Raw genomic sequence first — 24,939 nt, forward strand, 5'->3', positions numbered from 1 at the left:
ACCCAGCTGCAAACCTACTCAGTTTTTTTGTAAATAATAATCATTCAATCTTATTATTTACTGTTACCTGACTCCCCTTTTATGTATGTGTAGAGGGAATCAAATTCTGTTTAAAATTTGGTGGTCCAACTAATTTTCATCGTTCGGCCGGGTGCGGCCATGGCACTACGGGTTAAAGGATCGATATAAAACTGGTTAGAAAGGTTACTGCCGACAAATTCAACCGTGTTGTAGTTATCGACCTGATAACGCGCATAGGCATCAAAAATCCACGTGTCATCCCAAGCCAAAGGCACATTGAGGTAATAGCCTTTATTGATGCTAGCATCATTGTTTTTGCGTAACGGGCTTTCATAAGCTTTATAGAATGTTGCACGTGCACCGAGCTCTAACTTTTCATCAAAAAACCGTGCGCCAAGCAAACCGTGAAAACTCAATTCAGGTGTGGCCATGGTTACCAAGTAGCCATTTGGGAAACCATCATCGACACAACGCTGATACGGTTCACGGAACTCAAGGCCCTGCTCGGTTTGAACCGTGCCGCCTAAAATCATTTTGTTAATGGCACTATTGGTGTCACACACTTCATTTTTTAAGTTATAGGCCACGCTCAAGTCTGTGAAAAAACCGCCATTATCAAAACGGCTTTGTAACTCTAAACCTGATAGCTTTTGCTCATCCATATTGGTAAAAATAAGGTTTTGATCACGCTCAATCACATTTTTGGTTTTGTTGTAGTAATAGGCGAGCTTAATGTCAGCATTGCGCGCTGTGCTGAACCAATCACGCATGTCATAGACATAACCCACTTCGTAGTTAAAAGCGTGTTCAGGTTTGATTGCTTGATATGGCAACATGGCAGAAAAACCGACAGTGCTTTCAAACAAACTTGGTAAGCGATATTCCTCTGCGTAGCGTGCATAGATTCTGCTATTTGGCGTAAGATGAATTGAAGCGCCTAATTGTGGTGCCCAGCCGCTATCTTTAACTTTATCGGCAGACTCAACTGGAACTTGGTCTACCACTGACATAAAGTTCCCGCCAGTTACGACGTACTTTTGTCCAGAGGCATTAAGCTGGTTTAAAGGATTATCGGCAAGCGACAATTGCCCATTCGCATCTGCTTTCCAGCTCAGCGTATTTTTCTGTGACCAGATCATGCTATACAAATTGCTCTCTGACGCAGGCACAGTGTCGAGCTGCCCATCCCAATCAGGATTTTTTGTGGCATAGCGCTGTTTTAAAATATTGATTAAACGCTGCTGAGTCGAGGTGTAACTCTCAGGCATGGTTTGATATTCAAAGGTATATTCTTTAAGCCTACTTTTTTTGGTAAACAGCGGATTTAAACTCGGGTCAATCTCGCTCTGCAAAGACTTATTTAAAAAGTCATCAACAGCCCAATACGAACGATAACGCATGCCCGCATCAAAACTTAACCAAGACAACGGTCTATAATTAAAGTTAAAGTCGAACGTTTTTTCCTCACGACGCCCTGCTCGTGGCAGTGCCTGATAGAGCGAATAACTTGGGCCAAATTCGCCATATATATCATCGGACGTTAGTTTTTCTTTTAAGAAACTTCCACCGAGCGTCAAATCAAGCTGGTCTAACAAACGGGTTTTATTACTGACCGTTATGCCTTTACGCGTATTGTCAGAATGGCTTATCGCCGTGTTAATAATGGTGTTATCTCGAAAATCGATTGTGGTTGGCCAGCCACCACGTGTGTAGGTCTGGCTTTCGGTGTCGGTTTGCCAAATGTTGGCATAAAAATCAACCCAGCGATTATTCTCAGGCTTAAACTTATATTCGAGGCTATAGGCTTTAGAGTGAATATTGCTTAAAGGCCACTGCGGAACCCCTAAGTCAGGCGTAATGCCCCAAACAATTCGAGATGGCATAATTTCACCAAAAATATTTTTGGTATCTCGGTAAGTCAATTTAAGGGTCTGGTTATCGGTTGGACGATAAGTCCCTTTTAATAACCACGACTCCATATGACTTGAAGTGTTGGGAACTTCATCGCCCGGTTGATAGGCATAGGCAAAGTAAGGAATAAAATCGAGGCTACTATCTGGCGTCGCTCGTTTATAGTAGCCCGCGCCATGTGTGCCCGAAAAATAATTACCGCGCTCACGTACTGCATAAACTGCCAGTAAATCGAATTTATCTTGCTTGGTGGCAATTGCCAGTCGGCCCGCTAAGTCATCGCCCGAGAAATTAGAGTTATCACTTCTGGTACGGTTCTTTTTATAGATATCGGGGTCATATTTAGCCCCATTCATGTCGATCCAAGGCGTTGTGTCATCGTAGTTTTGACCCACTCTACTCATGTCTGGCAAAGACGGATCAATTGAGTTGGTTGAACCTTCTACTTTTAACTCGGCACCAAAAGACTTACCCGGACGAACAATATCATCGGCCTCTAGCGTTTTAACGACTACACCGCCGCCAACAGAAGTTGTGGTATTGCGCTCTAAAGATGGGCCTTTAATGACTTCAATGCCCGCAATGAGATTGGGGTCGATATAGTTTCGGTTGTTTACCCCGTTGTAGCCACGCCATACGGCAATCGACTGTTCGGTGCCATCAATGGTTAAAGGCACACGACCAACACCCTGCACACCACGTACACTTGGGTCGAGTGCGCCACTGTTACGGGCATCGCCGCTATAGACTCCCACCATGCCTTGTAAAACATCGGCTGGGTTGGTTCCTTTAAAGCGTTCGACATAGTCTTTGCCCGCATAGACCGAAGAACGGTTTGCGTCATAAACTTTGTTATAGCCTTCTGTGTCACGGTCTTCTTTGCCGTACACCACAATTGGCGTGAGTCGTACCGATGCATCTTCTTCAATTACGGCACTACTTGGCGGCAGGCTAACGGCCTGAACCTTAGATGAACTTACCCGTGGTGTAGATTTTTTGCTGAGTGTGTAGCCCTGCCCAACCTTTACAGCATTAAATTCGGTTGATTTTAAAAGCTGCTCAAAACCTTGCTCGACAGCAAAATTGCCTTTTAAGCCTAGGCTATGCAACCCTTGGAGTTGCTGAGCATCCATTGCAATTGAAGTACCCGATTGTTCGGCAAACTGGTTGAGTACGTTAGCAAGGCGACCAGCAGGAATGTTATAGCTTTTAACTCCGGCTGTTTGTGCATAGGCCTGCTGCATAGGCAGCGTAACAAGCCCACCCATCGACACAACATGTATCGCAAACGCCAGTGTTGAAAATCGAAAAATCGATCGATTCCGCTTTTGCCCCGTTCCCACTTTTTTCATTTGCCCCGCCCCAGTAAATCGTAATAAGAATCATTTAATACAACTGATTAAAATGATCCATATTTATTGCTTCTACTTACTATGACGAACGACTTTCAAAAAAGTGGAACCAAAAATTGAAAATAAATTTAATTTTTTATTATTTTAAAGAAACCATGACCACAAACGGCGTGATTTGCTTAATTTTCAGGTCAGGAAAAACCGTAGCCAAAAGCTTAAGTGATTCTGTGGTTTGGTCTAAAGGCAATACCGCATTGACGCGTACATGTTGCAACGCCACATCATTAAAAATAATTTTGCCTTTATAGTTGCGGTCTAGCTCTTGTAGCACTTGATTTAGCGGCAGGTTTTCTACCATAAGCTGATGCTTTTGCCATTTTTGTTGTTCGTTATAAACATTCAGTTCAGGCAATTTTTGTACGCCATTTTTGTCCATTTTAATGGCTTGCCCTGCTTCAACAATGGCCTGACGTGTCGCATGCAATTGGAGCGTTTTAACCTGTGTAGCTTCTACTTTTACCTTTGAGTGCAACATTTTGAGTTCGGTTGCCGAAGGGTCATAACTGACACTAAAAGCTGTGCCGAGTGCCTGAATTTGCCCATGACTGGTTTTGACCAAAAAGGGTCTGGTCTTATCTTTAGCAACATCGACATAAATTTGACCTTGCACCAACTCAACCACTCGCTGGTTGGTTTTAAAATCAAGATTGACTGCGCTTTTGCCACGTAAAATTAAACGTGAGCCATCTGGTAAGGTTTGCGTAGTCCACTGCCCCGATTGCCCGTGTATGTCGGCCGTAACATAGGCCACGGTGGTGTCAGTTAAATAAAATAACGCCCCACTCATGGCAACAAACACAACTGCAAAAGCTGTTCCTGCACGTAAATGTTTATAGGCTTTGCCTGAGTTTAGACCAGCCTTAAGGGCAACCTTGGTGACTTTTTTATGTCCGCTGGTTTGAGAAAGTTTTTGAATTGAACCTATACACTGTTCAATATCGGCAGCCACTTGGCGGTGTTGCTCACTGGTTTTTTTCCACTCTTCAAATTTTTGATTGGCGGTTTTCCGTGAGCTTTCATCATCCGAACTCAGTTGAACAATCCAATGCGCGGCTTCTTCAACCAGTTGATGATGTTTGCTTTTATCCATGGCCATTTAAATACAGGCATCCATGTCTTGTCGGTTTTGGTAGCACTGAATTAAACAGCTCGCCAAATATTTTTGAATCATTTTGGTCGACACACTTAAACGCTCGGCAATTTCTTTATGGGTATAGCCTTCGAGATAATGCAAAATAAAAGCTTGCTGTGCTTTTTCGGAAACCCCTTCGAGTGATTTGCAAAGCTGGTTAATCGCTTGAATAATTTGCATTTGCTCTTCGGGCGAAGCCACCGCATCAAGCATATATTCCATTTGACTCAAGCCATCTAAATAGGCTTGTTCAATGCGTTTACGGCGAACTTGGTCAATCAGCAGGTTTTTAGCAATCGAGGTTAAATAGGCACGCGGTTCCTTAATGCCGAATAGCTCGTCACGCGTTTGTAGCAGTTTAATAAATGTGTCCTGAACCAGATCTGCGGCCTGATCAGTATTACCTAATTTTTGTCTCAACCATTGGTGAAGCCAGCTTTGGTGACTTCTATACAACTGATCTACAAGCAAAGAAGTTTTGTTCACAGCAATTGGACTCAAAACAAGGAACCCACAAATGATAATAATTATCATTTAAACAAGTCAAGCAATAATTCAAGTAAAACTTAAATCACTGTTTAATAAATTGAATTAATTGCCCGCTCGCTTTGCTGCACTTCTCTTAAAGCAAATTGGAAAAATTTCTAATTTGTTGAGTCTTTAATAAAAACAACTAAAACGATATATAAAAATTAGAACCTGCAACATGTATTTATTAATTACTATTTTACATTTTAAGAGCAAGCTAAACGTTTAGTTTAACTTTATTATCTTTATTAATTTACTCACTTAAATAGATTAACTTTTGAGTTTAATTAAAATATAAATATATATTTAAAATTTTTATAATATTTTATTTAAATTGAATTGACCTGTTAAAAACTTATGATTATTATGGTCTCGCTGGCCTACATTGCCAGTCGGTTTTAGCAGACCGTAGATCCATGGCGGGTTATAGTTCCACTATAAGTCGTTAGACCCTTGCGTCCCTTTTCTTTGCGGTAGGACGAGAGGGGGACGCGCTTGCGCGTGCTGGTTCCTTGGATCCCAGTCTGCTAACCCCTTTTCGTTCTACCACCATAATCAATTGACGGTGATCTTTGGTGGTAGAGCTCCATAAATTTTAAGGAGTTGACTATCATGCTTTCTAAACTTTATTCCTCTCCTATCTCGTGATTTTATTTATTTAAAATTTAGGTTTTCTCTCACCTAAAATATTTTAAATTTATAAATAATTTTATTTTAAAATTTTAATCATTTTATTTTCCTGTATTTCAGGCGGGTTAACTACACCCTTTAAAAATGATTTTAATACTTTAAATATATGCAGCTTATTTTTTATTAATAACTTAGTGAAAATTATCACGAGAATAATATGAAACTTTATAAACCTATTTTGGCTTTAAGCTTTTTAATAGGCGATTACGGTGTTTCTGGTTGCAACATTCACACTCAGCAGGATTTTGAAGAAATTTGCCTGTCGGGTGGGCACACCCAAGCCAGTTGCAACTGTATTTACCAACGGCTTGAACAAGCGTATTCGCCTCAGCTCATGCAACGTCTAGAACATGTCAGTTTGCAAAGTCCTGCTCTCCCACAGGACTTTGCCCCTACTTTTTTTAGCGTGATGCGGCGGTGCGATAAAAATGACATGGGCTAAGCGTTTGGCTTAGCTCCCTTATCTCTGTGCCGCAATGGTAGATGACTTTAAATCAGCGCAAAAAATTAAAGTTCTGTTGTGGCATGGGGGCCTTGGGGGGAAATCATTTCATTACTTCCTTTTCTAAGGATTTGTTCCTACTATTTGTCTTGAAGTATCTATGTTAATCAAAAAGTTTAGTCTATTCTTTTACATAGAAAGAATGCTCAAAAAATTAATCATTTGATTTAAAAAAAATTGCTCATCTAAAATTTAATATTTCAAAGCGAGCCATTCCTATGTCAATAGAAGATTTCTTTATAAAAGACTCTCCCTCTAAGAGATATCTTTTAATGAGCTTAGCCCTATTCATGTTAATAATGGCTTTAATTGCTTACTTTAAGGGAAAGTTGGGATTTGAATATATATTTTCTCTTATTGCAGGGTACGCCTTAATATTCTTTATTTTAAAAAATGCAGTATTACCACTTCCCCCCCCCACTTACGGAAAAAAGTAGTGATGCAAACGCTATGGCTAGAACAACAATAGCAATTGTTTATATCCTTGCTTTCATAACTCTAACTATTTCTTATTTTTTATAATTTAATTACTCTTCAATTTTCTTGCTTCACTCTACAGAAATATATTCATTTGGAATACAATCTGCTTCTCAATATCCTCAAATCTATAAAAAACTAAATTATTTTTTATTAACAAGAGATAATATTTTAAAATTACAACAGTTATAACTAATTATGTGAATTTCATGTTAGATTAAATCTAATTTTATATTTAACATTTATAACCATGATAGATCACATTGAATTAAAAGTAACTAATTTACATTTAGCTTATAATTTTTATACTTATCTCTTAGAGAGTATAGGATACAAATGTTTAAAAAAAAGAAAAGATGATAATGAAAATATAAGTGCTTATGGTTTTGGAATGAATAGTAGAGTTTATTTCTGGATAGCGAGTAGTTCAGAAGACGGTGTCCGTAGTAAAGTACATCTTGCCTTTTCAGCTAAAACAAAAGATGAAGTAATTTCTTTTCATAAAATGGGCTTAGAAATTGGTGCCAAAGATAATGGAAAACCAGGATACCGCTTGAACTATAGTACTAATTATTATGCCTCTTTTCTCATTGATATGGATGGTAACAATATTGAAGCAGTTTTAAGAGAATGATTAATTAAGGTTTGTAAAATTCTTAATAAAAATAAATAACAGTATTGAACCAATAATTGTCACAAGATTATTACTTTTAATTTGCAACAAGATAAATATAAATATGAATGAAATAATAGCTGGTAAAAAGTTTTTCTGTATTTCAGTTATAAAAAAATATACAGCCATAGGTATAAAAACACATATGGGCAAAACTTGCTCAATATTATCCAGTGTTTCACTATTCAGTCTATTTTTTACAAATGCAGGAGCTATTCTGACAATAACACTTATGGAAAATAATATTACAACACCAATTAATAGTTTTGTATTCATTTAAATTTCCTAAAAATAATATAATTAGTTAGAATTGCTGGTATCCAAAAAAACCTTTCTCCAAAAATAAAGAAGGATAAAATAGTTACCAAAAACAGAACAAATATGACTTTAATATTATTTTTCGTAGTTTTATTTTTTATATTAATAAAGCTTAAAGTAAATAAAATTGCAGAAATAGGAAACGATACATTTAAATAACTTAATATATAGTCAGGTATATATGATGATAATATCTGACCAGCTAGGGTAGATATTACCCATGTAAAGAAAATATATAATCGGATTTTGAGATGATCATGATATGTATCTGTGTATCTCTCAGTAGCAAACGATTCATCAGAAAGTATATGACCATAGACTATTTTCGAACTCAGTTTAATATCTTTTGGAGTGCTTATTAATGTCATTGGAATATATCTAACATTCATACTTAATATAAGTAAAAATGCTGTTAAATATCCAATATCTATAAAGTTATTCTGATAAAAACTTAAGAGAGCAAACTGCCCACTCCCCGAAAATCCGAAAATACTTAATAATAGAACTTCATAATGATCAAGATTCTGTTGGCCAGCGAGAATACCAAATAATAAACCGATAGGTGTTAATGCTAAGCAAACAGGTATAGTTCTGCTTAGCAATGATGTATGAGTTATCATTCTATACAAGGACATCCAATTGATTTATTTCGTGCTATTTTTTTCCCTTCTTTTCCAATTAGGTATTCATTTTTATTGTTTTTCACTACAGTATTTGGGCAAATTATATCTAAATGATATTGTGTGTACGGTGTTAAACCTAAACCAAAATGTATAGCACCATCAGTATTACCAAAGGTTTCATTCATAGCTTGGTTTCCATCGAGTATTTTATTGTGTGTATTTACACCAAACCCAATTTCCCAAAGAATTCTATATCTAGAATCTACATTAAACATACTATTTAACATATTTAGAGCATTCGGACATTTGCCAGTTGGATCACTGAGAGCAGTGATAACACCATTTTCAACAGTAGCAATAATCGGGTTATGTTTAATTTCTATAAGTTGATCAAATATCCTTTTTTGATCTTCGCGCAAGAAGCTAACAGTCCCATTATGTAAAATAGGAACCCCATGTAATGCGATTGTTCCGTTAAAATCTAAACGTAAAGTTTCATCAAAATCTTGAATTCTCAAAGGTAAAACACTAATTTCCCCAGCAGGAGCTAATTGTTGTTCCCCATAACCTAAATGACCAGCCTGCTCACTCCATAGATAGCTTTCATCTAAATGATTAAATGTTGCTAATGTATTATTCACTGGATCTACAAAGTTTAAAAAATCTGAATCTTCACCAATACCAAAGAATCTATCAGCAAATTCTTGCTGGCTATCTGGATCAGTATTTTCAATTATTTCCATAAAATGTTTTATGGCATTTATATCGGTTGGAGTTGAGTTGCATGCCATAGCAATCAACTTTCTTTTGCTTCCAATATGTTTTTGATCAGGTGATTGAAAAAAAACATCAGGGGAAATAACTAATACATGAGAATTCTCAGGTATTACATTTTCCAATAAATTTTCAAACTTATCATTAGGTTTATATAAAATAATCTTACTTTCAATATAGTTAGAATCATCAGTAATTTTAATTTTATCTTCCAAAGATTCATTAGTTACTATACAAAAATAATCATTATTTGGGTTGCTAAAAGTTTTAATAAAATTTGGACGAATACTAATAACTTCCATGACCATATTCCTTTAAATTATTATTTTTCATTAATTTTAAAAAATAGTATGTCTATGGATATAGACATACTATTTTTATCGAGGATACCGAATTAACCTAACAAGGTGCCTAGGTATTCAGCATTTTTTTTACGATTTTTCATGATGAAATTTCCTTTTTTAAATTAATAGTTTTTGTTTCGGTTACTAAATCAACCTAACAAAGTGCCTAGATATTCAGCATTTTTCTTACGATTTTTCATGATGGTACTTCCTTTTTTAAGATTAATAGTTTTGTTTCGGTTACTAAATTAACCTAGTAAAGTGCCTAGGTATTCAGCATTTTTTTTACGATTTTTCATGATGGTACTTCCTTTTTTAGATTGATAGTTTTTGTTTGGGTTACTAAATTAACCTAGCAAAGTGCCTAGGTATTCAGCATTTTTTTTACGATTTTTCATGATGATACTTCCTTTTATAAATAGTTAAATACAGATATACAGACAAATCTGTATAGTTTTTATATCCTTTAAAATTCTTGTTTTCAAGCAAAGAAATATAATGTTACATATTAATATATATAATTATGTTTTATATTTAAATAAATCATTGTTCTAGCAGGTTTTAATTAATTTTCAAACGAAATAGTATGTCTAAAAATAGTGAATAAATATTTTTTAATAAATACTTTAGATATTTTTAATAATAATCAGGAACATTAACCTATTCACAAAGTCATGTTTTATGCTAACAAATTCACTATATACATAGATTTATTAAGAAATAATTTAAATAAAAATTAATGATTAATAATCTATAATTAAAACAAATTTAAATAGTTAGTTCATTCAAATTTTTTCATTTCTCCATAACACCAAAGCCATAATCATAAGACCAAGTAGGCATTTCATCTCTAAAAATGTTTTCTCAACTCACTTAAACATATACGTTTCTTAATAAATACGTTTACGTGAAGCCATTAAATTATGAATATTCCCTGTCAAAATATTTGCGTCTACATCCGACCAAGGAAATAACTGCTCTCTCACAGGACTTTGCCCCTACTTTTTTAGTGTGATGCGGCAGTGCGATAAAGAAAACATGGGCTAAGCGTTTGGCTTAGCTCCCTTATCTCTGTGTCGCAATAGTGGATGACTTTAAATCAGCGCCAAAAATTAAAGTTCTGTTGTGGCACGGGGGCCTGTTTATAAGAGAGTTTGAATACTGGTAAATTAAATTTTCAAATAATTAACAGTGAAATATTTTTATAAAATAAACAATATGTTATATAACAATATAAATTAAATACTAGATAAAACAAATGATTAGTCTTACTGCTATTACTACTGTATTGGGGGCCTTAGTTCCTTTAATGGTTGCGTATATTTCATCGCGGCATAACTTTAAAAAACATCCAAGATTGGAGTTTAGCGAAAGTATTGACGCTGCTAAAGAGTTTGCCGCAATTGTAATTTCCGCTGAATCACAATTAGTAAAAGATCGTGTTGCTCAAAAATTGATAATGAAAAAGAATATCAATTTTCTAGAAACACAGTATTTCTATAGCTATGTAGATATGGAACTTTGGGTTGAAAGATATGTTGATGTTCGGAAATACATAAAACCAATTATTGATGAGAATAATAAGATTGTGGACTTAAAGAATAAATATACTATGGCAAAGGGTGTCCTATTTTTATGCATGTATTTTTTCTTTGCCATTTTAGCCATGATCCCATTGATATTTCTAAAGTATTATGTAGAAATCTTGCAGCGATCTATTGATACTATTAGCTTTTTAATAACATTTAATTTAATAATTTGGCCAATTCTATTTGGTTTTATAGCCCTAGGTGGTCTTCATAAAGCTAATAAAATATCTGATGCTTATAATTTTTTAAAGAATTTTGAACATGAAAGAATAAAAGTTGAGGAATAGATAATTATGGGATGACTAGCAAGCATGAAAAATCCGTATCCCATTAAATAAAAAAAGAGCTCACAAGAGCTCTTTTTTATTTTCAATAAATTTTAGGAAATTAGTTAATGCTAATTTATCTTTAAAGTAAACGCCTATTCCATGTTGTGTAGGATTTTTGGCACAATCAGACTCACTAGAGTGTGGGAATCGATCAAATGCTGTATTCATATTTCCTTTTTCTTCAAAACTAAACTCAACTTTCTCTAGCTTTGTTAAATCTTCTTTAAATTTCAGAAAAGCTGGATGTATCATAAGCCTCGAAGGTTCTTTTTTTCTTTTTTGGCTATCTTTCAAACGTTTAATATAAAGATATTGGCCATTCTTTAATTCAAATTCATGAGCATATTCACGAGTATTAGTTTGTATATACCCTAGCTCTGTCATGAGTTCATAAATTTCTTTACAGCTTAAATATGTCAGATGCAGCCATCAAACATTAAAATTTTACAGATTAGTAAGAGATTGTTCTTTCAATTATCTCTTTCTTTATTTCGACTCAAATAATAACTGATCTATAAGTAGAGAAAAATCTAAAATATTTTTTAATTTACCTAATGCATATTCATGAAACTAATTCATCCCTATTTTACCTTATAAAAACTAATTAAATTATTGATAGATACTTAACTAAAAATTATAAATACTCTTTATTTAATTTATAGTGAAACATCTAAAACAAATATATCAATAAATCCTTTTAGCTCAACAGGTAAGTGCTTATCCAAAATTTCTTTTAATTCCTGTGCTGAACTAACACCATGATTAGTTAAGTTTGCAACTTTTTCATCGGCGCCAAACCATAATATAAAATAAATTCCCTGCTGTTCTGCATGTGGATGTATAGAGTATCGGTCAGACAATTGAGTTGTTGCAGCATTGTAGAGCTCTGAATGCCATTGACCTTTTGATTCCAACACCAAGAGTTTTCTTTGATTATCAATAATCTTTGAGAAAGTTATATCACAACGATTAGCATTTTGAAGTTGATGCTCTGGTGTTACAGTAATTCCTTTATGTTCTAATCTCAACCGCAACCTATCAGCAACACGTAAAGTAGCCTCAACTTCACCTAATCGTTTAAATTCGACTAATTTAGCTGTCTTATATTGCAAATTATAAAAAATATTCTTAGAAGTTGTTTCACTACCATTTAAATCTAATTGAAATATTTTTAATTCCTCTAAAATTAATGATCTCAACCCCTCTACGGTAATTACTCTATCATTATCTAAAAAATTAACTATTTCTTCTGGTGAAGGAGCATTAAAATTTATTAGAGCAAGATTTCTAATTACTGTTGAACGAATACTTTTTAAATCTAATAGCATAGCTTCAAATCTAGAATCTGAAATTAAACTATTTACAATTGGTAAAGTATTTTCAGAAATATACTTTGTAAAATTCCAAATTACATTACTTATAAATCTATAGGCTATTTCATTAGGAGGATCCCCTGTCCCCCAAGAATCAGGTAAATTAACCTTCGGCCACTGATCTATAAATGCATCTAAAATCCACCCAATTTTTGTAGATGTTAATGCAGGCCAAAATATATGATTCCCATGTCGAATTCCTTCATGTCTATCACTTAAAAGAAATATTGTTTTTTCTTGCTCTTTTAAAAAGTTCCAATAAGGTACAATCTCTGATTCATTAAGAAAGAAAAATGCTCTTACAAACCAAAACATAACTTTAGAATTTAAACTTTCAAAATCGGTAGCATGTTTTGTAAGTAACGTATTTAAATCATCACATCTTTTTATAATTAAATTTTTTAATTTATTTTGATCACAAAATTGAGCACTTAAATCAAATAATGTTTTTGTGGTTTCTATACTGATATTTGGATATTTATATAACCACTCTAATGGTAACGTATCTTGAAACTCTTTGAATGTCTCACTAAAACGTAACCAGCTTACTTGTGTGTATTGACAGTCGTTATAGGTCAGTTGAGGTTCAATGTAATCTTTTATAAACTGTAGTCGACTTTTAAAGTCAGGGAAAAGTATTCTATCAACTTCCTGTCTAAATGCTTGATGTTCTTTTTCATCAACCGCATAAGAACGACTGTCTATATTTGTTCGTAAGGCTTTTAATAATTCTAATTTAACATTTTCAAGATTTCCGCTGTTTCTAAATATTTCCAAACATGCAGCATTTAAAATTTCTTCTGAAGAATAGTGAACAGAATCACATTGTGCCTTAGCTAATTCAATTAAACTAGGAACATGAGTTTCAATAAATGGTAGACAGTTTCTAAGAGATGTCTTTACTAATTCTTCATCTCCAAATTCCTCTATTATTCTTTGAGGTTGATTCAAAGTTAAGTTTGCGAAATCAGTTAAAAGTCCCCAATGCTCCCCCCTCTCAATAAGTTCACGATTATTCTGGATGTAATTTATATTTTCATTTCTTATCATTTTTCGTTTGAAATTTCCATTTCTTATACGATGTCTTATTCTAGCTTGTGTCTTTTTATAGCTTGCTTTAGCAGCTAAATTTTTTCTTATCCATGCTTTCAAAAACTCAGACTTTTCTCTTGCCTGCAATTTTGCATATTTACGTAGTTCAAAATTGGTTTGATTTCTATTTGCTACATGAAATTGATGTGTCTGAATATAATACGTCCATAAATTTATATTATTATTTTCAAAGGCCCAATCTAAAATAAAATAATAATCTTGTAATCTTAAGTTAAGTCCAGAATGAGTATAACAAGATAATGTTTGCCAGCTTACTCGATGAATTTCCTCTAGAGATTTTAGTCCTTCAAATGCTAATAGAACAATATTCTGACGTAGTGCATCTTCATTTTGTAAAACTTTTACAGCAATACTATCTTTTTCAGTTTTTCCATGATGAAAATTCAAATTTCTTAGCCATTTCCAAATCTGACTAGCATCATATAATTGTTTTTCAATTTCAAAATATCGGTCTAAAAGTGTTCCAATAATTTTGCTCACACCATTTCGACAATAGCATTCATAATATTCTTTCCTACAAATACATTGAAGATCATGACTTAAATCATCAAGTAAATTAATGACTAATTCATAATTAAATAAAGAAATAAGACTTTTGATAAAATAACGCTTTCCAACAACTCTCTCTATACCTTGCTTATTATGACTTGGATATAAAAATGAGCATTTTTTTAGAAAGCTTAAAATTATTTCATATTGTACCGAATCAATATTACTTTTTTCTATCAAATTAGCAGCAATATCTAATGAAGATTCTGTTCCAATTTCTATAAGTCTGATAATAGATTGTTTAATATCATAATCAATTATTTCGCTTACTCTTAATCCAGCTAACTTTCTAATATATTTATCAATAGTCTCATCTAATAGAATTTTTTCTAATTCTGGTGCTAAATATTCAAGTATTCTTGCATTTTTTAGTAACTCTAGAATTAGCCCTCGTAACACACCTTTATCTGACTCAACCAATATTAATTTAACTATTGATATAGAATCATCGTCAAAAAATCCTGAAACTGAAAAATTTCTCCACATATCACTACGACGAAAATACGGATCTTCGTTAGCAAGATGAATTAATTCTTCTAATAAATACTTTTTTGATGCAGATAATAGTTGAGAAGGATCTCCATTTGCTAAAACTGCATATGGATCGATATTGATTAGGGTTTTTTGCGTTAATTTATTGCCTAAGGCTGCCATCCATCCTAATAAGCCTCGTAATTCATCACGTACAATTCCATTAGGAGCTATAATTGAAAGACATTGAGAGAGTGAAATACCGTTTCGGCTAGTATTAATTCTTCTTATTAAATAATTTGCTGCCGAGAATTCAGCAATAATTTTGTGGCTCGGCTGATGTTGACTTTCATTATCAGCTAGTTTGAAAAGTCTAGTGGATAATAAAGATGTATAGTGATCGGTATTATCCAATTTAATTAAGGAATCTATTCGCGGATATAGATTGTCTAGATCATCTACATTAGTGCTCACCCCTTCAGATCCCGATAGAAGTAATTTGGCAAATATTTCCTCAGTACATTCTATTTTTCTAGGTAAAGGCAGATCATTTCTTACATTGAAAGCAATATTTGTCTCTTTTGCCAAAGCCTTAACAGCTTGACTAAATATTGATTTTCGATCAGCAAAAACTCTATTACTTTCAATATAAGCGTCTGCAAAAATCTTCAAAAACTGAGGATTAGAAAGCAATTGTTCTAAATTATATTTTTTTACTTCAGATTCAAATTTATGAAAATCTTCTTCTAATTTATAATTTTCAAAAATCTGTTTTTGTTCTAACTCATTAAAAGAAAATAGACGAAGAATTCGTGGCTCAATCTCAAAATGATCTTTAATTATTCTAGTATAAGATTCATCCCATTCGCTTGATCTACTAGAAATAATTAAAGTAGATGGATCTAGATCTGCTACTTTTCCTAGTAAGCTATTAACCGCTGATTGATCTATTCTTACTAACTCATCTAATGCATCAATAATTAAAATTGAATTTTTTTCTAGATTATTCCTATACGAAAAAGTATTCGCTGTTCTTTTCTTAACATTTAAATAACTTGAAAAGCTCTGTAGTAAAGAAGTTTTACCAGCCCCAGGTTCAGCTAAGATAACTATTATTCTAAAATTCTTTATAACTTCGAGTTCATCGTAGTCTCGTTCATGATCATGAAGCTTTCTTTGCAAATAAAATTCAGAATTCATAGTAAAATATTATAAATATCATATGCATTTTTTACACTGAAATAGTTTTTATGTCCATCAGAGTAGATAATTTAAAATTTTAAAAATATTTTACCTCCCCCCCTCCCTAAACAAGTTTCAACCTATTTATAAAATAATATTAAGTTTTAGTAAATTATTTATTAAATTCAAACTCTAATAAAACATATGAGAATCACTATAAATCTCTTAATAAAATATTTTCCAATAAAAAGCCCCGAAACTTACGTTTCAGGGCTTTTCACGAATTTTGGTGGGATGGCGTCTACTTACAAATAATTATAACTAATTGATTTTTAAAAACTATAATTAGTTTCAATTTAACAACTATACACCAGACTATACATAAATATTCTTATTAACACACAGTTCAATTCCACATATCCACTAACGAGATAACATTTAAACCATTAATTTTTAAAATAAATTAAATATAAAACCAATGATACACCACGTGATACAAGACGAAATCTTTTAAAAGGATAAATTTATTGATCTTTTACTATCGCCAAGACAAGTTGCACACCCGTATGGGGATCAATCTTTAGAGCTGTACAGTACCAAATATATTCTACGACATCTAAACGCCGTTCGCCTTGCTCAACTTTTTGTACATATGAATGAGGCTTATCTAGGCGTTCTGATAATTCCCGCATAGTTAATTTTTGTGTGATACGTTGCTGTTTAAGCCAATCACACAAAGCACTCATTTCAGTGGTATGGATACTATTTGTCATTGTACCTTTTTATGGTACAAATTAAATTTACCCAAAATAGGTACAAATATATTAAAATACTATTCTTTATGATTAATTCTTAGGCTATCTACTAGTTTCCAAATGAACAAAACGATTAGATAAGTTAATGAACCAATCTATAAACATAACTCTAGCTAAATTATTATCGGGGGAAATTATGACTTTAATATTGTGCCAAGAGTGCAAACGAGAAATAAGTGATCAAGCAAAAGCTTGTCCTCACTGTGGTTTTCCTATAGAGGAAAGCTTTAAACTTAAATCCTCAAATTGGCCCCCAACTGTTACACCCCCACCTCTGCCAAACCTAGATCATGATAATAAAAACTTTACTACTGGAAGCTCAAAAACTGAAAAGAGCTTTAACTTTTTTAATTTGTTTTGGATTTTTCTTTTAATATTTATTATCTCAGTCTTTTTCTTTAATAGTAGTTTCGAAGATAACACCACTTCTGAATCGTATAGTACTAATAATAATTCAAATGAAAAAACAAAGACTTCTACTTCGAATACCAATGAAGATATTCAAAATAATAAAAAGCTAACAAAGGAAGAGAAGAGTGAAAACGCACAGTTAATTGAAAAAGATGCACTAATTGACGATCAGCTCAATGAAGATCAAGTCAAAGTTGTAATTGCATTTATAAGACTTAACGACTACAAATGTGACAGTGTCAGCTCAATGGCACAAACTAGAGATGAAAAAACAATTCGAGTAAATTGCAATAATTACAAATACAAATACTATATAAATGATGAAGGTGGGAAATGGACTATCTCACTTAGTAGTTAAAGTAAAATACTTTAAATCTAATAATTAATTTAAAAGTATCATATGTCTCCCCATATAATACTTTTAAATTTAAATATTATTTATCTTTCCCAACAGGAGAATTTCTTTTTCTAAAATCTCTATCATGCCTAGATTTAACTATATCAAATAGTATTTTAATATTAGGCATTAGCGTAACAAGTAAAGCATGAGCTTGTACTAAAGCAATAATATAAATATATGATAACAATACACCACGGAGTATACTTTTATATTGAATAAAGTAGTCAAGGTTTTTAATAAGATTAATTGCAGGCAAGGTTACAATCATTATTATTAATACTGTAGTTACTATTATTAAGCTATAAATCAATTTTTCAAAAACTAATTCACTCTCTTGCTCCTCTAATGTTTGTACTTTAAGAATTTTTTGTAAATCGTTCGGATAGATAACAGCGATCCAAGCTCCTAAAATAGCAAAAATAATAGAAGCTGTATCTTTAAGACTATCTAAAATATCCTTTTGATCACTGAATGGAACATTTTTACCATACACAAAGAAAATGGGTGTAATAAGCAAAAATATTAAATAAAAAATTATTTTAATCATTCTTCTAATTTTTCATCAAGTTTAAGGATACTAGAAGTAATACCAGTCAACCATTCAACTAACTCATCAGTCTTGAATATTCCCCCTTGCTCTTTAGTAAGTGGACAGTCAAAATCATTATTAGCTCGACTTTCACTCAACCAGATCACCTTTTGACTTTCACCGATTAAAGAGAAACCTATATCTTCCCATTTTGTTGGGTCTTTCTTTTTTTCCCATTCATTAATCAATTCTTTTAGTTCAGACTGATTATTAAAATTCACATCAGCTTCTAATTTAAATTTAATACCTGATTTTTTTGATGTAGAGGCATTCATACCTAATAACTTACTAACCCCTCTTGTTAAAAGAGGTAATTTTACAATATCTACAATAGACATTTCATTATGTTGATATACTTTTCTAATATCTTTCCAATGATTTAATAAAAAATCAATTTTCCCTGAATTAACAACAAGGTTAGTTTCAAAATGACTAAATAATAAAGGGTATTTTTTCCCAACATTATTAGGGTCTTCCCAGCACTTTATTTCTTCTATACCATTCTCATCAGTAACTGAAACAACAAATCTACTCCACTTAATAAAAAATTCACGTAGATATTTTTCTACAGCTTGACGCCCATTTTGAGCATAATCAAAAGTTAAAGTTGCATATCTATTCTTATTTGGCATTATCCAAAAATATGTTGGGAACCCCGGAATATCATCAGGTTTATGGGTATTTGTTTGAATAGTAGCTTCACCAACTTTAGATGACCCAGAAACTGTAGCAACAGCATTGTTAGAGCTGGAATTTTTATTCCATGTAATTAGCAAATAATTTCCATTTACATCCTTCTTAATATCATAACAAAAAGTTTTATTTAACTCTTCATCATCTAAAGATGCATAAGTACAGGTTTCTTTCAGAGTTTTATCTTTTATATGCACCCATTTTTCTAAATCTTCTAGAAAAACACTAAGATTACCTAAAACAGGACTTTTCCCACCTTTTTCATATAAACCACACTCAGTAATTTTATATAAAGTTATTCTTGCATTAATACTATTTTGGCTCATATTAGTTAAAAAAAGTTATATGTTTAAGCAATTTTAATATTATTTTTACATCAAATCTATATAAAAAAAACTATTTTTTAAGATTTAATTTAAAAAAAGCTAACCATATAAATAGATGGTTAGCTTAAATTACATAAAATTAGTTATGATTATGTTGTAAGATTTTACGAATTGAAAATTTAAGCCCTTCATAAGAGGTTACAGAATCTATAACTGCCGAGTTGATCCTTGCATTAGCTTTCTTATATTCCTTATATGTCATACGAACAGTTAATATAGCCTTCTCATCATTATTTAATGGGAAAAGTTTTTTAATACCATAGAAGTCAGCATCTTTTCCACTTATACCATCTTTATGAAAATCATCATTTCGAATATCTTGATTAGAGGTAATACTATTTCCAGCATGGTTAAAACCTCTATCCGCAGTCATGAAGGAATGATTAAGAACACGCCCTTCTTTTTCATGCTCCAAACGAGCTACACAATTACGTAAAGTTTCTGCTTTCGTACTTTGAAGATGACCTAATTTCGTTAAGTCTCTAATATAGTTTCCTTGTGCTTTATTAGTTTCAGCAGTAGGAAATACATCATCTAAATCTAGACCAATAATTAAATGGTTATTCTTAAAATCAAAAGCAAAGAAATCAAAAGCATTCATTACATATTGAACTTTGATAATAACATCTATAACTTCACCATATTCGTCATCAGCAAATAAATGTTCTTTATTTTTAGGATGTCTTGTTTCAGTGCGATTCCTACCACTTCTTAAATAAATTATTTTAAAATCTTCATCTTTATCAATAATTAAACTTGTTTCCACCCTATCATGATCAATCATCTCATAATTAAATGTCTTATTCTCAGAGTTATAATCAAAATACTCATTTTTTTCTGTCAAAGCTTTAAATAATCTATTGAGAACATCATTTGAAAGACCATAAAAGAATACACGCTTATTGTTAAAGGCAACATTCTTATATAACAATTCATCAGTTACTTTTTTAGCCTCATTAAGGGTTTTAGCTACATCACCCAATTGAGTTTTAGCAATTTTTGATATGAGTGCTTTAAATGTATTTGAGCTTTCAAATCCAATATTCATAAATGCTGTATTAATAGCCCCACAAGCAGCATCGCGTTTTTGTAATTCAAGAATATTGCTAACAATATGTAACCGTAAAGAGTCAAAATCTTGCTCTTGTTTCATAAAAAACCTTCTAATTTATCAATTTATGTATATTTTATAGACTATATCAGGTTACTTTTTACTAACAAAAAGACAATTGTAACAAATTAATTAAAGGTACTTTTATTTGTTTTCTAATATAATATCCAAGTATTATTATTGAAATTAACTTTACCCATATAATTATATACTATACATATCAAACACTTAAATACTTTCTAGGAAGAAACCATGAACCAATCTACTATTTATGACTGGGAAAATATATCCCAAGAAATAAGATATATAGCTACGGATAAAAGTGGTCGAGCATATGGCTATACCAACAAACCTAGAGCATTTAAAACTTATGGTAAATGGACTAATGCTAACTTTCTTCCTGAGGAGGAAGGTGGGGTAATTATTGATAAAAAAGACAATCCTTTTCAGGGAATTTGGTATGAGTCATTAGAAAAACGCCCCTCTCAAAAAAAGAAGGGCAAATAGTATAGTTAATATTTCTCTTATATAAACTCAGCATCATTAACTTTAGTTTGCCACCAACACACAATTTGTCTTGTATCAAAATAAACTGCTGCTTGTCTTGTTGTACCATCTTTTATTGCAATAGGAAAAGTAGGATCATTTTTCATTAGTTTCCCCAACTTATCTCTTTTTATTGATAAAATTTCACAGGCTTCATTTATTGTTATACGTAACTTACGATCTAATATACTGCTTAACTGCCCTCCATTGATTGTTACTTGATTCATTTTGTATATTTCCTCCTTAATTTTTAGTTAATAATTTTTGCCAATGCGCTTAAAAGATCATACTTCTTCATAGTTAGCGACTTCTTTTTCAATGCCATGTAAGCTAATTTTATCTACAATCTCTTTAGTACAAGTATTAATTAACTCCTCAATCCTACTAATCTCATCTACTTCCGAAATTCTAATTTCACGTGTTATCAATCCATGTACTAAACTTGATAAGTTTGAGTAGTACCCAAGGCTTGTATATTTTATCTTGCCTACATTACAAACATCAGGCGATCTCGTAGCTGGCTTTTTACTACCAATTATCTTCTTCTCCTGTAAAATAAAGTTGTACTCATCAGTTACCACACGATATTTCTCATTTAAATCTAATTCCATTTTTACCTCTATTGTTTATTTTACCCATAAAAATAGCCATAGTTCTTACCTGTCTGGTAGGTAACTATAGCTTCATTCAAAATCGCTCTATAACATGCTTAAATCATGCTTAGAATTAAAGTTTGGTTGTCATTCCCAAGACTTTATTTTCAATTAATTAAAAACTCATGTTTTAACTCCTTTTTTCTCTAGTGATATTAAAGCTATTACCCTTTTGAAATCGTTCAGGTAGTAAAAGCTTCTGTTCTGTTTTACACAAATAAGATGCCCTAATTATTGCATCCTCAAATTCTTTTTTTAAATCGTGCCAATAATAATCAATAAACTCAGTCTCAACTTTGACCTTGCTATTACTATCTCGTAACTTAAGAAATCCTAGTGACACTACTCGATAATTTTTGATACATACACAATCTTCATATACAACCTCCTCTAAACCAGAGATTCTTGAGATTGCTTTATTAACACAAATTTTTATCTCATTACGTCCATAATCATTATGCCCAATATCTACTATTATGATGATATGGATATGATGATATATACGCTCACTATTCCCCTCTTCATGCAAATATCTTTCGTATTCACCAATTTTGATGATTTTTGATTCAATACTATAAAGTAACTCGACTTCGGGAAGTCTCCTTCTCTGATAATATTTAACTTTATCAGTTGGCATCCATTCCTTTTTATGTTCTTTATTTCTTAACTTTATTTCACTAATAAATTTTTCTTTAAATGATTGAATAAATTTATTTGGAAATGCATCAATATCTACAATTTCTGATACAAAATGAAGCATCCGAGGATTTATCATTGTATCTTTAGCCCTTGATAAAACTTTAATCATTGAATCTAAATTATCTTTATTCATTTCTTTATTTAGTATTATGAAGTCTTTATATTCTGTACTACCTACCATAGTCCTCCTTTGTATGTTTAGTTTCTAGTCAGTATTTAACCAACCCTGTTCTCAACACTAAAAAGGCAATAGCTATCGCATAGATTTATTCTTTAAAAGAATATCTAGGATATGATAGTAATAACAAATATAGCTACAGAAGAAGATGCGGTAAGTTTAGTGCACTTATTGCTGAGTAAATTTCAATTAGATGTATTGCGATTATTAGTGTTGGTTTAAATAATCAATTATGTTTTTTATTAAAAAAACGTCTGCCAAATCAGACAGGCGGATAAATATATACAAGTTAAAAATATTTGTCAACAGTTTTATGAAAAATATTTCTCTACTGGCTTTAACACATTAACTAATTCACAAGATTTCAAACACTTACTACAGAAGATATAAATTAATAAAACATACCCCTTAAGCAACTCTAGTAACAATTTAAAATCAATTACTTAGCTACAATTATTACATATTAATTAATTTTACTTCCCATCTTCAACTTTCGTGTAACACACTAATTACAATTAAGAATTTATTTATTCATAGGTTAAGCACAACAATAGAGGGGCAAAATAAATTCAATGTTATTTTTTAAAATATCCCCACCACTTGTAGCTTATGCCACTTCTCTTTTCATCTCTGCATCAATCAAACCATCCAAATAATCAGCCCATCTTTGTATCATTGCTTTTCTTGGCTCAACATAAATCGCTTTGTTATAAACACCCTCAACACCACCAACTTTATGAGCTAAAGCAGCTTCCACATGATCACGAGCAAAACCTTGCTCTCTTAATTCTGTTGAAAAGATATGTCTGAAACCATGGGGTGTTTGTTTACCTTGATAGCCCATACTCTTTAAGGCTTTGTTAAATGTATTATTAGATACTGGTCTGTTTGAATCACTACGACTCTTAAATAGATAGACACTGTTGCCAGAATATGATTTTAATTCATTCAGTAAAATGAGGGCTTGAGTAGGTAATGGAATTGTATGCTCAATTCTTTTTTTCATCCGTTTAGATGGAATAGTCCATAAGCATTTTTCAAGATTAAATTCATCCCATATAGCTTCTCTTAACTCTGTTGGTCTGCAAGCTAGCATACTTAAAAGTTGTAATCCTATCGAAGTTACACGACTTGGATATGCTCTAATATCAACAAGCAATTTTGGTAACTCATCAATCTTCACAGAATCCATATTCTGCTGTTCATGCTTCTCTATAAACTTTTCAAGACCTGATAATGGATTAAATTCAATTCGCCCCGTTACTTCTGCTAGATCATAAATGTCTCTACAAAGTCCTCTAACACGATTGCCCATCTCTACAATTGGTTTACCTGTTCTAGGGTGTAGCTTTTTCTGAATATCTCTAATTAGGTCTAACCATTCTTTTTTAGTGATCTTTCTATAATCACGACTACCCACTAATGGATAAACATGATTATTCAATGCTCCCTCATTTCGGGTTCTTGTACCGTCTGTCCACGTTTTGTTATTACAATACTCAACTGCTAAACTTTTAAAGCTGAATTTATCACTGTTTAACAATGCTTGTTTTTCTTGGTCACGATGCTCTTTCGGGTCAATACCATCAGCAAGCAATTCCCTAGCTGCTGCTGCTTTTTGTCTAGCCAACTTACCACTCACTTCGGGATAAGCACCTAAACCCATCCAGTTCCACTTTTGGGTTAATGGATTCTTGTATCTAAAATCCCATCTTTTATTACCTTTAGGACTAACAACAAAATGAAGATTATCGCCATCATTGATTCTATACTCTGTATCTGCTTCAGGTTCCAATGATGAAAGAACTGTATCTTTCATTGGCTTTTTAATAGGATCCGTTCTCTTCATATTGATTCTTGTATAGTGAAAACAAGTGAACTCAAACTATACATCACACTATACAATCACACAAACTATAAGTTACCCCATATAACGGTATATACAAGTATAAAAAAAGCCCTAACTACTGATAGTTAAGGCTTTTAGTCTTATATAACGTCATACTGAGTTATATAAATTTTAGTATTTGGTGGAGATGGCGGGAGTTGAACCCGCGTCCGCCAGCATTACGCTCGAGAATACTACATGCTTAGATATCGTCTATTGTTTTAACACCAAGTGACCCGACGAACAGGGTACAAGGTGCGATCCTCTAAGTTTGGTATAAAGCCCCGAGGCTTGACTCTATACGGACTTGTGTGCGTGCGCTACGGTCGGGTTCCTAAACCACAAGTATTCTAGGAAGCGGACAAACTGCCCTTAGGCAGCTAGAGCGTAAGTTTCGTCGTTTGCGACTAAAATATGCAAATTTGATTTACGAGAGAAAATGCGCTCTCGGCATGCATCTATGAGTTTCATCACCAGCGTCGAAGCCAATAACATCCCCATGAATGTCTGAGCATCATAGCATAACTAAAATAAAATACTGTGCATTTTATCAACAGTC

21 protein-coding genes, 1 other RNA gene and 1 pseudogene are annotated in these 24,939 nt (G+C 32.5%); 6 read left to right on the plus strand and 17 right to left on the minus strand.

What is annotated here, in order from left to right:
* Nucleotides 1-110: 110 nt before the first annotated feature.
* The 3 genes from F935_RS10960 to F935_RS10970 form a co-directional block, all read right to left on the minus strand.
* Nucleotides 111-3,284, minus strand: a complete 3,174-nt coding sequence (locus tag F935_RS10960; protein WP_016138994.1) for a hemophilin receptor HphR — start codon at nt 3,282-3,284, stop codon at nt 111-113.
* 139 nt (nt 3,285-3,423) lie between these two features.
* Nucleotides 3,424-4,440, minus strand: a complete 1,017-nt coding sequence (locus F935_RS10965; protein WP_016138995.1) for a FecR family protein — start codon at nt 4,438-4,440, stop codon at nt 3,424-3,426.
* Nucleotides 4,441-4,962 (minus strand): sigma-70 family RNA polymerase sigma factor, encoded by a 522-nt coding sequence (locus F935_RS10970; protein ID WP_080645750.1) that lies wholly within the window; start codon nt 4,960-4,962, stop codon nt 4,441-4,443. It lies immediately after the preceding gene.
* 889 nt (nt 4,963-5,851) lie between these two features.
* Between F935_RS10970 and F935_RS18485 the strand changes: the two genes are divergently transcribed.
* From F935_RS18485 to F935_RS10980, 3 genes and pseudogenes are all read left to right on the plus strand, one after another.
* The gene (locus F935_RS18485) at nt 5,852-6,136 is read left to right on the plus strand and encodes a hypothetical protein (protein ID WP_016138997.1); all 285 of its coding nucleotides are present in this window, start codon (nt 5,852-5,854) and stop codon (nt 6,134-6,136) included.
* Between the two features lie 278 nt (nt 6,137-6,414).
* Nucleotides 6,415-6,718, plus strand: a pseudogene (locus F935_RS10975) (hypothetical protein).
* A 205-nt stretch (nt 6,719-6,923) separates the two neighbouring features.
* Nucleotides 6,924-7,307, plus strand: a complete 384-nt coding sequence (locus F935_RS10980) for a VOC family protein (protein ID WP_016138999.1) — start codon at nt 6,924-6,926, stop codon at nt 7,305-7,307.
* On the opposite strand, the gene F935_RS10985 is transcribed toward F935_RS10980, so the two are convergent.
* From F935_RS10985 to F935_RS10995, 3 genes are read right to left on the minus strand one after another with little or no spacing between them, the layout of a single operon-like run.
* Entirely contained in the window at nt 7,308-7,622 is a 315-nt protein-coding gene (locus F935_RS10985; protein WP_005048537.1) for an AzlD domain-containing protein, read from the minus strand.
* Nucleotides 7,619-8,284, minus strand: coding sequence for an AzlC family ABC transporter permease (locus tag F935_RS10990; RefSeq protein WP_016139000.1), 666 nt, complete (start codon nt 8,282-8,284; stop codon nt 7,619-7,621). The genes F935_RS10985 and F935_RS10990 overlap by 4 nt, the downstream gene beginning before the upstream one ends.
* A complete protein-coding gene (locus F935_RS10995) occupies nt 8,281-9,363 on the minus strand; it encodes a hypothetical protein (RefSeq protein WP_016139001.1) in 1,083 nt (360 codons plus the stop codon). Before F935_RS10995 ends, F935_RS10990 begins: the two co-directional genes overlap by 4 nt.
* A gap of 1,300 nt (nt 9,364-10,663) precedes the next feature.
* Between F935_RS10995 and F935_RS11000 the strand changes: the two genes are divergently transcribed.
* Complete coding sequence (locus F935_RS11000) at nt 10,664-11,281, plus strand: hypothetical protein (RefSeq protein ID WP_016139002.1); 618 nt, start codon at nt 10,664-10,666, stop codon at nt 11,279-11,281.
* A gap of 60 nt (nt 11,282-11,341) precedes the next feature.
* Here F935_RS11000 and F935_RS11005 read toward each other — a convergent pair whose 3' ends face one another.
* The 3 genes from F935_RS11005 to F935_RS11015 all read right to left on the minus strand — a co-directional run bounded on the left by F935_RS11005 (nt 11,342) and on the right by F935_RS11015 (nt 16,784).
* Nucleotides 11,342-11,743 carry a hypothetical protein gene (locus F935_RS11005; RefSeq protein WP_035366229.1) on the minus strand — a complete coding sequence of 134 codons (402 nt, stop codon included), beginning with the start codon at nt 11,741-11,743 and terminating at the stop codon, nt 11,342-11,344.
* Nucleotides 11,744-11,979: 236 nt separating this feature from the next.
* Complete coding sequence (locus F935_RS11010; RefSeq protein ID WP_016139004.1) at nt 11,980-16,029, minus strand: NACHT domain-containing protein; 4,050 nt, start codon at nt 16,027-16,029, stop codon at nt 11,980-11,982.
* Nucleotides 16,030-16,535: 506 nt separating this feature from the next.
* Nucleotides 16,536-16,784, minus strand: coding sequence for a helix-turn-helix domain-containing protein (locus F935_RS11015; RefSeq protein ID WP_016139005.1), 249 nt, complete (start codon nt 16,782-16,784; stop codon nt 16,536-16,538).
* Nucleotides 16,785-16,911: 127 nt separating this feature from the next.
* Here F935_RS11015 and F935_RS11020 point away from each other — a divergent pair, with 127 nt between their 5' ends.
* Nucleotides 16,912-17,595: a zinc ribbon domain-containing protein gene (locus F935_RS11020; protein WP_228253328.1), complete on the plus strand. Its 684-nt coding sequence runs from the start codon at nt 16,912-16,914 to the stop codon at nt 17,593-17,595.
* Nucleotides 17,596-17,671: 76 nt separating this feature from the next.
* Here the strand turns inward: F935_RS11020 and F935_RS11025 are convergent, their stop codons facing one another.
* From F935_RS11025 to F935_RS11035, 3 genes are all read right to left on the minus strand, one after another.
* Nucleotides 17,672-18,184 carry a hypothetical protein gene (locus F935_RS11025; protein WP_016139007.1) on the minus strand — a complete coding sequence of 171 codons (513 nt, stop codon included), beginning with the start codon at nt 18,182-18,184 and terminating at the stop codon, nt 17,672-17,674.
* Entirely contained in the window at nt 18,181-19,245 is a 1,065-nt protein-coding gene (locus tag F935_RS11030; RefSeq protein ID WP_016139008.1) for a hypothetical protein, read from the minus strand. Before F935_RS11030 ends, F935_RS11025 begins: the two co-directional genes overlap by 4 nt.
* Nucleotides 19,246-19,384: 139 nt before the next feature.
* A complete protein-coding gene (locus F935_RS11035) occupies nt 19,385-20,458 on the minus strand; it encodes a hypothetical protein (RefSeq protein ID WP_016139009.1) in 1,074 nt (357 codons plus the stop codon).
* A 210-nt stretch (nt 20,459-20,668) separates the two neighbouring features.
* Between F935_RS11035 and F935_RS11040 the strand changes: the two genes are divergently transcribed.
* Complete coding sequence (locus F935_RS11040) at nt 20,669-20,923, plus strand: hypothetical protein (RefSeq protein WP_016139010.1); 255 nt, start codon at nt 20,669-20,671, stop codon at nt 20,921-20,923.
* Between the two features lie 17 nt (nt 20,924-20,940).
* On the opposite strand, the gene F935_RS11045 is transcribed toward F935_RS11040, so the two are convergent.
* From F935_RS11045 to ssrA, 5 genes are all read right to left on the minus strand, one after another.
* A complete protein-coding gene (locus F935_RS11045; RefSeq protein WP_016139011.1) occupies nt 20,941-21,189 on the minus strand; it encodes a hypothetical protein in 249 nt (82 codons plus the stop codon).
* A 57-nt stretch (nt 21,190-21,246) separates the two neighbouring features.
* Nucleotides 21,247-21,573: a hypothetical protein gene (locus tag F935_RS11050; RefSeq protein WP_016139012.1), complete on the minus strand. Its 327-nt coding sequence runs from the start codon at nt 21,571-21,573 to the stop codon at nt 21,247-21,249.
* A 172-nt stretch (nt 21,574-21,745) separates the two neighbouring features.
* The gene (locus tag F935_RS11055) at nt 21,746-22,495 is read right to left on the minus strand and encodes a hypothetical protein (RefSeq protein ID WP_016139013.1); all 750 of its coding nucleotides are present in this window, start codon (nt 22,493-22,495) and stop codon (nt 21,746-21,748) included.
* 604 nt (nt 22,496-23,099) lie between these two features.
* The gene (locus F935_RS11060; RefSeq protein ID WP_016139014.1) at nt 23,100-24,341 is read right to left on the minus strand and encodes a tyrosine-type recombinase/integrase; all 1,242 of its coding nucleotides are present in this window, start codon (nt 24,339-24,341) and stop codon (nt 23,100-23,102) included.
* Between the two features lie 179 nt (nt 24,342-24,520).
* Nucleotides 24,521-24,879, minus strand: a transfer-messenger RNA (tmRNA) gene (ssrA, locus tag F935_RS18490).
* Between the last annotated feature and the right edge of the window lie 60 nt (nt 24,880-24,939).

Origin of the sequence: Acinetobacter calcoaceticus ANC 3811, assembly GCF_000399665.1 — a bacterium.
Classification (GTDB): Bacteria; Pseudomonadota; Gammaproteobacteria; order Pseudomonadales; family Moraxellaceae; genus Acinetobacter; species Acinetobacter calcoaceticus_B.

Excerpts from the sequence above, each read along its gene's own strand:
- F935_RS11060 (WP_016139014.1), bottom strand. The coding sequence starts at position 24,341 with ATGAAGAGAACGGATCCTATTAAAAAGCCAATGAAAGATACAGTTCTT.
- F935_RS11000 (WP_016139002.1), top strand. The coding sequence starts at position 10,664 with ATGATTAGTCTTACTGCTATTACTACTGTATTGGGGGCCTTAGTTCCT.
- F935_RS10985 (WP_005048537.1), bottom strand. The coding sequence starts at position 7,622 with ATGAATACAAAACTATTAATTGGTGTTGTAATATTATTTTCCATAAGT.
- F935_RS10965 (WP_016138995.1), bottom strand. The coding sequence starts at position 4,440 with ATGGCCATGGATAAAAGCAAACATCATCAACTGGTTGAAGAAGCCGCG.
- F935_RS11010 (WP_016139004.1), bottom strand. The coding sequence starts at position 16,029 with ATGAATTCTGAATTTTATTTGCAAAGAAAGCTTCATGATCATGAACGA.
- F935_RS11055 (WP_016139013.1), bottom strand. The coding sequence starts at position 22,495 with ATGGTAGGTAGTACAGAATATAAAGACTTCATAATACTAAATAAAGAA.
- F935_RS11015 (WP_016139005.1), bottom strand. The coding sequence starts at position 16,784 with ATGACAAATAGTATCCATACCACTGAAATGAGTGCTTTGTGTGATTGG.
- F935_RS11020 (WP_228253328.1), top strand. The coding sequence starts at position 16,912 with ATGAACCAATCTATAAACATAACTCTAGCTAAATTATTATCGGGGGAA.
- F935_RS11030 (WP_016139008.1), bottom strand. The coding sequence starts at position 19,245 with ATGAGCCAAAATAGTATTAATGCAAGAATAACTTTATATAAAATTACT.
- F935_RS11035 (WP_016139009.1), bottom strand. The coding sequence starts at position 20,458 with ATGAAACAAGAGCAAGATTTTGACTCTTTACGGTTACATATTGTTAGC.
- F935_RS10995 (WP_016139001.1), bottom strand. The coding sequence starts at position 9,363 with ATGGAAGTTATTAGTATTCGTCCAAATTTTATTAAAACTTTTAGCAAC.
- F935_RS18485 (WP_016138997.1), top strand. The coding sequence starts at position 5,852 with ATGAAACTTTATAAACCTATTTTGGCTTTAAGCTTTTTAATAGGCGAT.
- F935_RS10960 (WP_016138994.1), bottom strand. The coding sequence starts at position 3,284 with ATGAAAAAAGTGGGAACGGGGCAAAAGCGGAATCGATCGATTTTTCGA.
- F935_RS11050 (WP_016139012.1), bottom strand. The coding sequence starts at position 21,573 with ATGGAATTAGATTTAAATGAGAAATATCGTGTGGTAACTGATGAGTAC.
- F935_RS11045 (WP_016139011.1), bottom strand. The coding sequence starts at position 21,189 with ATGAATCAAGTAACAATCAATGGAGGGCAGTTAAGCAGTATATTAGAT.
- F935_RS10990 (WP_016139000.1), bottom strand. The coding sequence starts at position 8,284 with ATGATAACTCATACATCATTGCTAAGCAGAACTATACCTGTTTGCTTA.
- F935_RS11025 (WP_016139007.1), bottom strand. The coding sequence starts at position 18,184 with ATGATTAAAATAATTTTTTATTTAATATTTTTGCTTATTACACCCATT.
- F935_RS11040 (WP_016139010.1), top strand. The coding sequence starts at position 20,669 with ATGAACCAATCTACTATTTATGACTGGGAAAATATATCCCAAGAAATA.
- F935_RS10980 (WP_016138999.1), top strand. The coding sequence starts at position 6,924 with ATGATAGATCACATTGAATTAAAAGTAACTAATTTACATTTAGCTTAT.